The organism is Lacihabitans lacunae, assembly GCF_042649125.1.
In the GTDB taxonomy this organism is placed as follows: Bacteria; Bacteroidota; Bacteroidia; order Cytophagales; family Spirosomataceae; genus Leadbetterella; species Leadbetterella lacunae.
In genome coordinates this window covers 1625609-1639525 of the sequence record NZ_JBHRYQ010000001.1, presented here as the reverse complement: position 1 = coordinate 1639525, position 13917 = coordinate 1625609, and the positions used below count along the sequence as shown (strand labels likewise).

Here is a 13917-nt window from a genome sequence, read left to right as displayed (position 1 = left end):
TTTTTTGGTCTAAAATCAGTTTTTTGTTACTTTTAGGTACATATCAATTCCTTTATCAATGAAAAAGTTATTTACCCTTGGGCTACTGTTTTTTGTTTTTTCTGCAAAAGCTCAAACCACATTTACCAAAGAAGACTCTTTGAGAGGTTCCATAACCCCAGAAAGGGCTTGGTGGGACTTGAAACACTATAAACTTGAAGTAAAAATAGACCCAAAAGAAAAGTTTATTTCGGGGCAAAATACTATTTCGTATCAGGTTTTAGAAGAAAAGAAGACGATGCAGATTGATCTTCAGCCGCCCATGCAGATTTTGTCGGTTTCACAAACCGGAAATACCCTTCGTTTTGAGAAAATTAGTGCCAATGTATATCATGTGTTTTTTGACATTGCACCCGCTAAAGGTTCTGTTCAGTCTATTTTGGTGAAGTTTTCGGGTAAACCTCAAGAGGCCAAACGTGCCCCATGGGACGGTGGTTTTTCGTGGAGCGAAGACTCAGAGGGGAAGCCATTTGTGGCTACGTCATGCCAAGGCCTAGGAGCCAGCATTTGGTGGCCATGCAAAGATCACATGTATGACGAGCCTGACAGCATGCGTATAAAAGTTACCACGCCAGATAGCCTGTGGGATATTTCGAATGGAAAGTTGGTCCAAATGTGTATAAACGTAGACGGCACCAGAACCACCGAATGGGAAGTGAAAAACCCAATCAATAACTATGGTGTAAATGTAAATGTGGGAAACTACGTACACTTTTCTGAAATATATAAAGGAGAAAAAGGGCCGCTCAGCATGGACTACTATGTGTTACCCGAAGATTTTGAAAAAGCCAAAGTGCAGTTTAAAGACGCCAATCGTATGATGCAGGCGTTTGAGCATTGGTTTGGGCCGTATCCTTTTTACGAAGATGGGTATAAATTGGTACAGGTGCCATACTTGGGTATGGAGCATCAAAGCAGTGTGACCTACGGAAACAAATTCAAGAATGGATACTTGGGTAGGGATCTTTCGGGCACAGGTTGGGGGAGCAAATGGGACTTTATAATCGTACACGAGTCGGGCCACGAGTGGTTTGCCAACAATATTACCTATAAAGACATTGCCGACATGTGGATTCACGAGAGCTTTACCAATTATTCTGAAACACTATTTACCGAATATCATTATGGCAAAAAAGCAGGGCAAGACTATGTAATAGGTACGCGAGCAAATATCAAAAATGACAAGCCGATTATTGGTTCTTATGATGTTAATCACAGCGGCTCAAGCGATATGTATTACAAAGGCGGCAATATGATACACACCATTCGTCAAATTGTGAATGACGACGAGAAATTTAGGGGCATACTGAGAGGGATGAACGAGACTTTTTACCACCAAACGGTTACTACTGCTCAAATAGAGAACTATATTTCGGAGAAAACGGGCATAGACTTGTCGAAGGTTTTTGATCAGTATTTGAGAAATACCAAAGTGCCGGTGTTGGCTATAACCAAGAAAAAAGGCACTATTTCTTACTGTTGGAAAGATGTGGTGCCGGGCTTTAAGATGCCCGTGAAAGTACAAATAGACGGGAAAGAACAGTTTTTGATTCCTACTGAAGCTACTAAAACCATAAAAGGGAAAGAGCTAAGCGTAGATAGGAATTTCTATATAAAAACTACCGGATTGTAATTAATAAGGTTTCGGAAGTGCTTAGGATTAAAAATTAAAAAAAAGTGAAGGATAAAAATTACGATACATTTATTAGTGTATTTTCAGAAAATTTTGAAAATAATATAATTTCTAAAATTACTATTAGTTTTAAAAATAAAATAAATACTGAAAGGAAAGTAAATTCTGATAGTTTAGAAAAAAATATTAATTCTGAAATAAGTAATAATTCAGAAAGTATTGTAAAAAATATAAATATAGAATATTCTGAAATAAAAACGGTATTTGTAAAGCCCATAAAAGTTAAAGACCAAGTAAAACTAAGTTTTTTATATCGATATCCTACCAAAGACATTACGCAAAACTACTCTTTAGCTGAAGCGAAGGCTATTTTTGATCAAATAGTGGGCGTATATTTTCTTCAAGTCGATATGTTTTTGTTAACCGAGTCTTTTCATCTTTTAATAGATAAAAAAGGCAAAACAAAGTTTAATAAGAGGCCTTTGGCTGATGTAAGGCAAGTGGATTTGGCTCATAACAAAACAAAAAATACGATTCTTACCGAAGGACAGTCTAACTTTTTGAGTCTTTTGGGCGTATTTACAGCTGAAGGAAAGTTAAAAAACGATAAAAGAGACAAGTTTAAGCAGATAAACAAATACCTGGAGTTTTTCGCTCAGGCATTAAAGGAGAGTTCACTTACCGAAAACTTTAGTGTGGTAGATATGGGCTCAGGCAAAGGATACTTGACTTTTGCTATGTATGACTATATCACCAATATTTTACACAAAAAAGCGGAAGTGGTAGGTGTAGAGTATAGGCAAGACATGGTGGATCTCTGTAACGGTCTGGCCGCAAAAGCGGGTTTTGGAGGATTGAGGTTTGAGCAAGGCACAATAGAGAAGTCTCAAGTTTCGGCGTATAATATTTTGATAGCACTTCATGCATGTGATACCGCTACCGATGACGCCATTTTTATGGGTATCAAGCAAGGAGCTGAGGTTATTATGGTTTCGCCGTGTTGCCATAAGCAAGTACGAAAAAGTCTCAAAATGGAAGGTGTTTTAAGCCCCTTTGCCAGATTTGGTATTATAGAAGAAAGACAAGCGGAGATATTGACAGACACCATAAGAATAATGGCTTTGGAGGCTTCTGGTTACAAAGCCAAGATCTTCGAATTTATAGATTCCGAACATACCCCCAAAAATTTAATGATAACGGCAGTAAAACTGCAAGGCGATTATCAAAATCAAACGGCTTGGGGCGACATCCACACTTTAATGAAACAGTTTGGTTTGTCAGCACATAAACTGCTTCAATTATTAGAAAAGTAGCAAAATTACAATAATTTAAAGATTCGTTTAACCCGGGTTATGCATTAGGACTTCGTTATGAGAGCTTAAATTGCAATAAATCAGACACTTAAATTTAATTAGCATGACACTGCTATGGTGATTAAATTTAAGTGGGGTTACGTACTGATTTGCAGCAATTTAAGTTCGTAATAGATTTTCTAATTCATAAATCGGGTTTAAAACCCAAATTTAGTGATCGAGGCTCTTCTTTTATTGCCTTGACTCACATGTGTTTGATTTTCAAGGTATAAAGCCAGGCAGCATTGTCTGGCTTTTTTTATGCCTTTTTTTGGGCACAAAAAAACCTTGGCTGTTAGACCAAGGCATTTCGTAGTTTAGGGTAGGTAGGTTTTTCGTTTGTTGAAGAAGTATGATGCAAATATATGATAAGTACAATTATTAAAAAAATATAATGAGGTTTATTTTTTTGATGTTTTTTATTAAAAAATGCAAAATGGGTAAAAATTAGGTTTCAATTTTGGTTAAATCTTTATAAAAAAGTGTAAAAAGTTGAAAAATAGGTTTAAAAAATAAAATTTATTTAAAGGTAATGTTTTCGGTTATTTACATAGAAATTGTAAAAAAACCATATCAATTTATGTTATTTCGGTATATTATTAAAAAAATATTAAAAATATATTTAAAATGTTTGTAGTGAATTTAGAATTTCCTAAAATTGATTAAGAATTATTAAAAAAATACAATTGGTATTTTCTTCAGTAAACCTTTCCGACCGCAAAAAGGGCTTACTTAATAATTCTCCACACATATAAATAGAAGCGGATTCTCAACCAAAAAGAATGCTAAGAAAAGGTATATAAATACCAGTACAACAAGCATAAAAATATTTCGAAGTTAAAAAACAGAGCGTCAATTGCTTTTTGAAGCAATTAAAAAATATTGCCACCGATCTCATGTGTCTATGTCGTACACTGAGCGGTCGGGGTCTTGATTAAGATCATGGGTTTTGGTGGTTTTTTTTAGAGTGTCCTTAAACTATAACCAAGAGAATTATGAAAAAAGTTTTACCGATTTTTTTAGTGGCCATGTTCCTAAACCTCGTGGCATGGAGTCAAGAAATTGCTGTAAGTGGTACTATAAGTTCCCTTACTGATGGAAGTTTACCGGGTGTTTCGGTATTAGTAAAAGGTACCTCTCAAGGTACAGTGTCTGATGCAGACGGCAAGTTTGCGATTAAAGTTTCGGGTGCCAACCCAGTGTTAGTTTTTAGTGCAATAGGTTTTACTCCTAAAGAAGTAGCGGTAGGCTCAAAAACCAAACTTGACATAATTTTAGAAACAGACTCAAAATTGCTTAGCGAAGTTGTAGTCACAGCCCTTGGAATTTCTCGTGAAAAAAAGTCCTTAGGGTTCTCCCAACAAGAAGTAAAAGGGGAGAGCCTGACCGAATCACGCTCTACTAACGTAGTAAATGCTCTTTCGGGTAAAGTAGCCGGAGTGAGAATCAGTGCCAATGGTGGCCCGGGTTCAGGTTCTACTATCCAAATTAGAGGTTCATCTTCGGTATCGGGTAATAACCAGCCGCTTATCGTAATTGACGGTGTACCTATGCAACAACAATTTGATAAAAACTACGGTGGAGGAATATCTGAAGTAAACCCTGATAACATCAAAGAAATGTCTGTACTAAAAGGACCAAATGCTGCGGCACTTTATGGTTCTAGAGCGGCTAATGGTGTTATTTTGATTACAACCAAAAACGGTTCAGGCTCTAAAGGTTTAGGTATTGAATATAATGCCAACCTAACTGTAGAAAGACCACTAGTAAAACCAGATTTTCAAAATACCTACGGTGGTGGTAACGGCTACCGCACTTGGTACGCCGACGGTTGGAGCGGTGTTATTCAGCCTGATGCGTATGCACAATATGCAAATGCTTATGGCTCGGTTTCGCCAGGCAAAACCACAGGTACAGCAGGAACCGACGAAAGCTGGGGTGCACCCATGGATGGTAGATTGGTTAGACAATGGTGGACCGGCACTGACGTGGCTCCGCTTACGCCACAACCAAATAACTGGGATGAGTTTTGGCAAACGGGTACTTCGGCTACACATTCTTTGGCTTTATCTGGAGGAAACGATAAAGGGAGTTTCAGATTTTCGTATGCCAATGTAGCTCAGAAAGGTATTGCTGCTTTCAATACATTTAACAGAAATAACTTTAAGTTAAATTCAAATTACAATATTAATAAGTTTATTAACGTAGCTGCCTCTGGCGAGTACATTAAAACAGGTGGAAATAGAAATTATTCTGAAGGTCAGCAGTTTATCTGGTCACACAGAAGCGTTTCGTGGGATCAATTGGCTAACTATAAAGACTACCAAACAGTTCATATTCAAAGAGCTGTAGATGGAAAGTTGCCCGACAATGACCCAGCCAACTGGCAGCACACGTATTTCACGAACCCTTTTTACACAGGAGAGTATTTGCCTAATACAAACGATAAAGACAGACTATTAGGTAACATTTCGGCTACTATCAAAGTAAACGATAATCTAAAAGCAATGCTTCGTACAGGTACTGACGTTTGGTCAGACACTAGAATCTCAATAGTAAACTTTGAGCGTGTAAGAAATGGGAATAAAACGCCAGGTAGATATTCGGAAGAAGTGCTTAGAAGCCAAGAGACTAACCACGATTTTCTTTTGACCTATGACAAAATGTTTGGTAATAACTTCTCATTGGTCGCTTCGGGTGGTGGTGCTATTCGTACTAACTATTACAAAAGAAACTATACGTATGTAGGAGAATTAGTGGTTGACGGGGTGTATAACCTTGGAAACTCAAACCCGAGTCAAAATACGGTAGCTAGTACAATCACAAGTTCGCAAGTACAAAGTTTATATAGTTCTATCCAAATGGGTTACAAAAACGCTTTGTTTTTAGACGTAACCGCAAGAAATGACTGGTCGAGTACATTGCCATCTGTTGACCGATCATATTTCTATCCGTCGGTTTCGGCGAGTGCTGTTTTAACTGACCTTTTGCCTATCTCTAGTTCGGTGCTTTCATTTGCCAAGCTAAGAGCTTCACTAGCTCAAGTAGGAAACGACGCCGACCCTTATCAGTTAACACAAACCTTCAGAGCGGCTGGTTCATGGAATGGAAGTATTCCTGAATATTACGAAAACCTTACGATTTCAAATTCTACACTTAAACCAGAAATTACAACTGGAAAAGAATTTGGAATGGATTTACGTTTCTTCAAAAATAAAGTTGGATTAGATGTAACGTATTATGACCAAACTACAAAAAATCAGATTCTTGGAGTAGAGATTTCGAAGGCGAGTGGGTACGACAAACGTATACTTAATGCAGGTAAAATCACCAACAAAGGGATTGAGGTTTCATTGACTGGTACTCCCGTAGACCTAGCCTCGGGCTTTAAGTGGGAAGTGGGCTTAAACTATGCAAGAAACAGAAACTTAGTAGTAGAATTAGCTGAAGGATTAGATACCTATACTTTACAAGAAAGAAGAGGGCTAATATCGGTAGCTAAAGTAGGTCAGCCTTATGGTACACTTTATGGAATCGGATTTGTACATGCTCCAGACGGTCAAATTGTGTATAAAGACGGTTTGCCAGTAGTTGACAATACTCCTCAAATTTTAGGAAATGTTCAGCCAAAATGGACTGGTGGTTTTAGCAACACATTCACTTACAAAAGATTTGTTTTAAGTGGTTTGATAGACGTTAAAATCGGTGGTGACTTCTATGATGAAGGTACAGCTACTGCAAGATGGACGGGACAATATGCAGAAACGGCCATCGGTAGAGAAGAAGGCGTAATAGGTAAAGGTGTAGTAAATATCGGTTCTACAGAAAAACCAGAATATATAGCCAATGACGTAATAATAGCTGCTAATCAGTTTTATGGATACAATAACCCAAGAAGATACCATGAAGCAGCCATTTTTGATGGCTCTTATGTAAAGCTCAGAGAGATGTCTTTCGGATACAAAATTCCGGAAAAATTGACCAAAAAGTTAAAAATCCAAAATGCTAAATTTTCAGTAGTAGGAAGAAACTTAGCGATTTTGTTTAAAAATACGCCACACATTGATCCTGAAGTAGACCGCTTTGGTGCTAATGCTCAAGGTTTCTCATACGGCGAATTGCCCAACTCAAGAAGCATGGGTGTAAACTTAAACCTAGGATTTTAATTGTATCTCTAAACTTAGAAAATCATGAAGAAAATAATAATATCTTTTGTAGCTCTACTGTCCATTGGTACAATCGCTTGTACTGACAGTTTTGATAAATTAAATACAGACCCAAATAACCCGACTAGCATTAGTCCGCAGTATCTTTTGCCTTATGCAATAGAAAAAAGTGTAGACAGATATTGGGGTGGAAATGTTCGTTTTGAGCGTCTTAATATCGACGGTGCCATGCTTTGGATTCAGTATTTGTCGAGAAACATTTACTCAAATGAAGGCGACAACTACGGTATCACGCCTACTTTTTATAACAATACCTGGAAATCATTTTATACAGATGGTTTGGTCAATTATCAGCGAGTTATCTCTCAGTCTAAAGCTGACGGCAAATTGCCAAATACCAATTACGAAGGTATTGCATTGGTTATGAGATCGTGGACTTTCTCTTTATTAACAGACTTGTACGGGCCTATTCCTTACAAAGAAGCCATAAAAGGAACAGCAGATGCTCCAATTTACAATCCTGCCTACGACTCACAGGAGGTTGTTTATGCAGGTATATTGGCAGACTTAAAAGAAGCGAACGAAAAACTCAAAGTGGGTGGTCCGGCAGTTTCTGGCGATATTTTGTATAACGGCGATATTCTGAAATGGAAGAAGTTTGCGAACTCTTTGAGGATTAGACTAGCAAACAGACAAGCGGCTAAAAAGCCAGCTGAATCTAAAGCTATTTTGGCTGAAATACTTGGCAATGCTGCTACTTACCCAGTTTTTACTTCCAATGACGATAATGCAGTTTTGAAAAACACAGATTCGCGTCCGTCTAATAACGAGTGGCACGAAGTAATGGTGATAGGAAGTAGAACAGACTGGAGCATGAGTAAGACCTTGGTTGATAAGCTTTTGGGCTTAAAAGATAGCAGACTCTCTGTTTTTGCAACCTCGGTAAAAGGTTCTTACGAAGGTATTCCAAATGGTTTGCCAGATGCTATCGCCACTACTTATTTGAGCTCGGCTTCTACCTTGGGTTCATATTTTACCAAAGCGAGTTCTCCAAGTGTATTGATGACTTACAGCGAACTTATGCTTGATTTGGCAGAGGCTGCTATAGATGGAGATATCTCGGGAGATGCTGCAGCATATTTCAAAACTGGAATAACCGCCTCTCATGCTCAGTTTGGTGCTACTTTAGCCAGTGACTATATCACTTCTTTGGGGGCTGTTTCTAAAGAAAAAATTCTTGATCAAAAATGGATTGCATTGTTTGGGCAAGGCGTGGAGGCTTGGACCGAATACAGAAGAACAGGTTTTCCTGTGATGCCAGCCAAAGACCCAAGAGCAGTATTTGAAAACAATGGAATCATACCTACAAGGTTGCCTTTTCCTACTACTGAGTACTCACTTAATAAAACCAAACTTGACGCAGGTATTGGCATTTTGGGTACAGATAACATGCAAACTAAACTTTGGTGGACAGAGAAATAAGTAATTCATTATAAATAGATTATAAGATGAAAAAGATATTAAATTTTATTGTATTAGTAATTCTAGGTGCTGCCTTTGCAGCATGTGAAAAAGCAGATCCTTTTGTAGATAGAGTGGTGTCGCCTGTGCTAGTGGTAGTACAAGGAATAGACGGAGTACCCGCAAGTGGACTAACTACCGAACCTACAGTGCCTGCCTCAATTACTGCAGACGCAGGTGCAACCATCAAAATTCTTGAACTAGACAAATCAGGAATTTTAGATTACAAAATAGGCATAGACTCTATTCCAGTATCGGGTATTAAAATCTCCTATAAGCTGCGTAGCACAGGTGCATTGGTAAAAGAAGTAACAACTGACAGTAAGGGCATGGCAAATCTTTCTACCTCATGGGCTTCATTAGGTGTAACTGCTCCAAAAACAGGCTCTACCGTGAAGCTCATCGCTACTGGTACTTATAAAGACCAACAGTTTTCAAAATATTTCAGTATTAGTGGTAAATAAACTTTAAATAACAATAAACATGAACAGACGTAATCTTTTAAAGCACGGATTAATGACACTTGGTGGCGTAGCAATCGCCCCACACTTGGTAGAAGGAGCTTTTTCTGGTGCTCCCGTAAAAATTGATGCCAAAAACAGAATTGTACATAGTCCATTTGTTAGAGAGCACTTTTTGTCTTCTTCTGCCAATTTAGCACCGGTTTTAAAAGCTAAATTAAATGCAAACGAAAACCCTTACGGTCCTCCTCAAACTGCTATAGATGCTATCAGAGCAGCTGTGCCAGGTGGAAATAGATATGCGTGGAAAGAGATGTATGACTTGGTTGCCAAAATCTCTAAAAAAGAAGGTGTTTCTGCTGATCATATTATGATGGGGCCTGGATCGTCAGATTTGTTAGAGAAATTTGCAATTGTAATGTTTATGAACGGCGGTAACATCGTATCCGCTGACCCTACTTATATGTCGCTTATTAGAGTGGCGGAATCAGTAGGAGCTACCTGGAAGCCCGTACCAGTAAAAGCAGATTGGTCGCACGACTTAGACGCTATGGAAGCTGCGATAGACAGCGAAACCAAAATGGTATACATCTGTAACCCAAATAACCCTGCAGGTAGTTTGACTGATTCAAAAAAACTAGCAGATTTCTGTTCAAGAGTTTCTGAAAAAGTGCCCGTATTTGTTGACGAGGCCTATTTAGAACTTGCCGATGGCAAAACCGAATCGATGGTTTCGCTTTTGGGTAAAAAGAAAAACGTAATTATAGCTCGTACATTTTCTAAAGTGATGGGGATGGCAGGCATCAGAGTGGGTTATGTAGCGGCTTTGCCTGAAACCCTCGAAATAGTAAATAAGATTACAAGAGGTGGAATGGGAATCAGTTTGCCGTCTATTTTAGGTGCTACTGCCGCTATGGACGATACGGAGTTCCAAAAAATGACCATTAAACTTAACAGCGAAGCCAAAACTTACGTGTGTGGCGAGTTAACCAAAATGGGCTATACCTTTATTCCTTCTTATACCAATTTTGTTCTCTTTCCAATTAAAATGGACGGAAAAGCAATGCTTAAGCAGTTGGCAGACAAAGGAGTAGGCGTGAGGTCATTTGATATTTTTGATAAAACCTACTGTAGAGTTAGTATGGGAACTATGGACGAAATGAAGCTTTTCGTAAAAGCTTTTTCTGAGCTTAGTTAAGTACTAAAAATAATAAGAGTGTTGCCATGAGTTTTCTCGTGGTGGCACTCCATTTTTTAATTTTAACCATTTGAGGGGATGAACGAGGCATTACAGAAATCATTAACACTTATATTTTTAATACTTATTGGTCTGTTTTTAAAGTCAAAATTTAAGAACAAAGAAATGACCAATGGGCTAAAAGAACTTGTTCTTACAGTTGCTTTACCTTCTACTATCTTCATTGCATTAATGAAGATTCCGCTTGACTCTACACTTGTATTAGTTCCTGTAATCACCATTATCTTTAACTTCTTTTTATATTTGGCATTGCCACCAGTTTTAAACTTTTTCACCATCGAAAAAGACAGCTCTATTGGCAGAACCATACGCATGCTTTTGCCTTCATTGGCTCCAGGATTGTCTTGTTTTCCTTTTATTGCCGAGTTTTTGGGCGAAAAAAGCCTTGCAATGGCGGCCATGGCAGACGTAGGGAACAAATTCTTTGTTTTAATCTTCCTTTATATCATTGCCTTAAACATGTTTTTGGCGTCAAACAAAGGCGAAGATTCTAATCTCTGGGCCAAAGTTAAAAGCTTATTAATCAGTATGGTTAAGGAGCCCATTAACTCTATTTTGTTAGTGGCTATTGGCATGTTGCTTTTCGGAATCAACTATGAAGCTCTACCTACTTTAGTAACGGATATTTTTGATAAAACCAGTGCCATGATGACGCCATTGATCCTGATTTTCATAGGATTAGCGGTAGAACTTAAACAAAGTAAAAAACGCGTCATTATCTCACTTTTGTTTTTTAGAGCAGGTATAAGCGTAATATTTAGTGCATTAATTATCATGGTTTTTAATGTACAAGACACCGTCATGATATTGCTCGCTTTGGTGTTGCCTTTGAGCTCGGCTAGTTTTTGGCCGTTTGCCCACATGGCAGCTTTTAACTTAAAAGAAGATAAACTTGAAGTAGCCAAAGAAAAGCGAACTTTTAACTTAGAGTTTGCAGTGCTTATCCTTGCATTTTCGTTGCCATTTTCTTCTGGATTAATTCTGGGAATTTTATCGTTCGGAAGTTTCTTTGCTCACATTCCTACTATTTTTATTTTAGGTGTGGTGCTAATCACTATAGGAGTAGTGCCCGTTTTTATTCATAAACTCACGTATAAAACGGCGAATTCTGTAGCCAAAAATTAGAATATATTTTTTTGGTTTAAAACGTATATTAATTTAAACTTACCCTTTTTCGTGGATTTACCTCCGGTGAAATTGGGTAATTTTTTTTAGTTTAAAACATAAAAGAAAACATACGAGAAAAATAAACCAAGAAAGCCTAAAAGGGCCGATGCAGCACTGTGAGACCGATAGCCGACCGGGAGTGACATGCCCGTGAGTTGTGTAACTACCCAGAAAAAACTGTCGTTTACATGCGAGATTACCGCCGATCCAGCACCAATGGCGATAACCACCAAAGCCTTCGAGATTTCGGTATCTAAGCCAAGTTGCGGCAGCAGTGGAGCCACGATAGAGGCCGCCGTGATGATTCCTATGGTGGAGGAGCCCTGAGCAGTTTTGATGGTGGCAGCTATTATAAAAGGCAAAAGCAATCCCAGGTGATATTGGCTCAGCGTTTCGCCTATCAAATCTCCCAAGCCGCTATTTTGTAATATTTTTCCGAAAATTCCTCCTGCACCAGTTATAAGTAATATTTCGGATGCATCTCTGATAGAAGAACCCACCCAACCATCTGACGAAAGCATCGATTTCTCTAGTTTTTTGGGCAATAAAAAAGCCAACAATAAACCTACAAACAAGGCCACTACTGGAGTTCCAATAAAGTATACGGTTTGTTTTAAAAAACCATCGGGCAAAAACTGTAAATACTCTTCGAAGGATTTAAAGACAATTAATAAAAGCGGAATTACTATTGGTAAAACTGATTTTAGTAACGAAGGCTGTTCTGTAGGTGTTTCTGGCAAAGAAACGTCTGATTCTTTGGCTTCTAAATAATATTTTTTACCAATATAAATACAATAAAAAACTACCGGAATTAAAGATAATAAGCTGATTATTAGTCCAAATATGATCACAAAACCTATTTTGGCTCCTATTATTCCGGCGGCTGCTATTGGCCCTGGCGTGGGTGGCACCATGGTGTGGGTGGCCATCAGTCCCATCGAAAGTGCCACTGCGGTGCTCACCATAGATATTTTTGCTTTTTTGCTCAATGACTTGTTAAGTGCATTGAGTATCACAAAGCCTGAATCTGCAAATACGGGAATGGATATGATATAGCCCATAAAGGCCATAGCCCAAGGTACTCGCTGTGGGCCGGTTAGTTTCAATATAGAAGTGGTTATGCGGAGGGCTGCACCCGTTTTTTCCAAAAAAGTACCCATTATTACGCCAAAAACTATCACCAAACCTATACTGCCCAGTGTTTTTCCAAATCCATCGTTTATCGATTCTATTATTTTTGAGGTCTCCATTTGGGCGGATAAACCAAAAACTATCGCTACAAAAAACAAGACAATGAATGGGTGGATTTTGAGTTTTGTGGTACCAATAATTATACACAAAATAGCTCCTAATAAAAGTAGTAACAGCATAATAGTTTTTTATGGTTGAATTGTCAATTTGCTTGACGTTTCGAAAATTACGCTATTTGTCTTACTTTTCTATAATTTGTTATAAAATATCTCTTTTTAATAATAGTTCGAGTGTTTTTTTGCCAAAAAAAAGACTCAACCAAATTTGGGTGAGTCTCATGTAATTTTTGAATGAAATTCTCAAATTTCATTCTTAATTATTTCTATATTTCTTTGTCTTTCCTGTCTTTCTTTGTCTTTTTCGTAATTAATGCCATAAGTGGTTGGCAGCGTCGCACTTCCATATTTGTTTTTCTCTAACGCAAACTCACATTGCTTTATCAAAGAAAATACCATCTCGTCTTTTAGTCCTTCTTCTATAGCCAAATGATATAATTGCACGGCTTTTTTAAGAAGATCAGCAGCCTCTTGCGAAGAGTTTCTTGCACTCGCTATTCGCTGTAAATTTGAGGCTTCTTCAAGCGTAAGTCTTGGCAAAAGCCCTCTATTGGGGTCGTCAGGATTAATAGCCAATAGCTCCGAGAGATGCGTTTTCGCAATTTCATATTTCTTAAAAGCTCTGTAATCTTCTGTTTTTTTCCAAAGATACATAGCTCTTGAGCTGTTTTTTATTTGATTTTCTACCTGAAAATTACCTTGAAATTCGGGTATTTTAGCGATATCTCTATATAAAAAAAAGGCATCCCAATACCTTCCGGTTTTGAAATAATTATCGGCGTCTTTTAGTAAGTAATCTTTAGACTGAGCTGAGCTACTTAAATAAGTAAAAAACAGTCCGGATATAATAATAAGTGATTTAAGCTTCATAGTATTTTTGAAAAATATGGTTCAGAACGAATTCTATTTTCATTTTAGTATTCAATTTTGTTGCCAACATTGTTATTTATAACGTAAAAAGGCAATAAAAATTTCTAATCACATCCAAATTTATGCATTTTTGTATCCAATAG

The 13917-nt window shown here is 37.8% G+C and carries 9 protein-coding genes; 7 read left to right on the top strand and 2 right to left on the bottom strand.

Annotation, left to right across the window (positions count from 1 at the left end):
- Positions 1 to 58: 58 nt before the first annotated feature.
- The 7 genes from ACFOOI_RS07120 to ACFOOI_RS07090 all read left to right on the top strand — a co-directional run bounded on the left by ACFOOI_RS07120 (position 59) and on the right by ACFOOI_RS07090 (position 11555).
- Positions 59 to 1672 carry a M1 family metallopeptidase gene (locus ACFOOI_RS07120; RefSeq protein WP_379836535.1) on the top strand — a complete coding sequence of 538 codons (1614 nt, stop codon included), beginning with the start codon at positions 59 to 61 and terminating at the stop codon, positions 1670 to 1672.
- A gap of 44 nt (positions 1673 to 1716) precedes the next feature.
- Complete coding sequence (locus tag ACFOOI_RS07115; RefSeq protein WP_379836534.1) at positions 1717 to 2985, top strand: class I SAM-dependent methyltransferase; 1269 nt, start codon at positions 1717 to 1719, stop codon at positions 2983 to 2985.
- Positions 2986 to 4019: 1034 nt separating this feature from the next.
- Positions 4020 to 7190 carry a SusC/RagA family TonB-linked outer membrane protein gene (locus ACFOOI_RS07110; RefSeq protein ID WP_379836532.1) on the top strand — a complete coding sequence of 1057 codons (3171 nt, stop codon included), beginning with the start codon at positions 4020 to 4022 and terminating at the stop codon, positions 7188 to 7190.
- Between the two features lie 24 nt (positions 7191 to 7214).
- A complete protein-coding gene (locus ACFOOI_RS07105; RefSeq protein WP_379836530.1) occupies positions 7215 to 8672 on the top strand; it encodes a SusD/RagB family nutrient-binding outer membrane lipoprotein in 1458 nt (485 codons plus the stop codon).
- Positions 8673 to 8698: 26 nt separating this feature from the next.
- Positions 8699 to 9175, top strand: coding sequence for a hypothetical protein (locus ACFOOI_RS07100; protein ID WP_379836528.1), 477 nt, complete (start codon positions 8699 to 8701; stop codon positions 9173 to 9175).
- A 19-nt stretch (positions 9176 to 9194) separates the two neighbouring features.
- Positions 9195 to 10370, top strand: a complete 1176-nt coding sequence (locus ACFOOI_RS07095; RefSeq protein ID WP_379836526.1) for a pyridoxal phosphate-dependent aminotransferase — start codon at positions 9195 to 9197, stop codon at positions 10368 to 10370.
- 78 nt (positions 10371 to 10448) lie between these two features.
- Positions 10449 to 11555 (top strand): hypothetical protein, encoded by a 1107-nt coding sequence (locus tag ACFOOI_RS07090; protein ID WP_379836524.1) that lies wholly within the window; start codon positions 10449 to 10451, stop codon positions 11553 to 11555.
- A gap of 86 nt (positions 11556 to 11641) precedes the next feature.
- Here ACFOOI_RS07090 and ACFOOI_RS07085 read toward each other — a convergent pair whose 3' ends face one another.
- Both ACFOOI_RS07085 and ACFOOI_RS07080 read right to left on the bottom strand, forming a co-directional pair.
- Positions 11642 to 12967 (bottom strand): GntP family permease, encoded by a 1326-nt coding sequence (locus ACFOOI_RS07085; RefSeq protein WP_379836523.1) that lies wholly within the window; start codon positions 12965 to 12967, stop codon positions 11642 to 11644.
- 180 nt (positions 12968 to 13147) lie between these two features.
- Positions 13148 to 13774, bottom strand: coding sequence for a hypothetical protein (locus tag ACFOOI_RS07080; RefSeq protein ID WP_379836521.1), 627 nt, complete (start codon positions 13772 to 13774; stop codon positions 13148 to 13150).
- Positions 13775 to 13917: the final 143 nt, after the last annotated feature.

Excerpts from the sequence above, each read along its gene's own strand:
- ACFOOI_RS07120 (WP_379836535.1), top strand. The coding sequence starts at position 59 with ATGAAAAAGTTATTTACCCTTGGGCTACTGTTTTTTGTTTTTTCTGCA.
- ACFOOI_RS07110 (WP_379836532.1), top strand. The coding sequence starts at position 4,020 with ATGAAAAAAGTTTTACCGATTTTTTTAGTGGCCATGTTCCTAAACCTC.
- ACFOOI_RS07105 (WP_379836530.1), top strand. The coding sequence starts at position 7,215 with ATGAAGAAAATAATAATATCTTTTGTAGCTCTACTGTCCATTGGTACA.
- ACFOOI_RS07100 (WP_379836528.1), top strand. The coding sequence starts at position 8,699 with ATGAAAAAGATATTAAATTTTATTGTATTAGTAATTCTAGGTGCTGCC.
- ACFOOI_RS07095 (WP_379836526.1), top strand. The coding sequence starts at position 9,195 with ATGAACAGACGTAATCTTTTAAAGCACGGATTAATGACACTTGGTGGC.
- ACFOOI_RS07090 (WP_379836524.1), top strand. The coding sequence starts at position 10,449 with ATGAACGAGGCATTACAGAAATCATTAACACTTATATTTTTAATACTT.
- ACFOOI_RS07085 (WP_379836523.1), bottom strand. The coding sequence starts at position 12,967 with ATGCTGTTACTACTTTTATTAGGAGCTATTTTGTGTATAATTATTGGT.
- ACFOOI_RS07080 (WP_379836521.1), bottom strand. The coding sequence starts at position 13,774 with ATGAAGCTTAAATCACTTATTATTATATCCGGACTGTTTTTTACTTAT.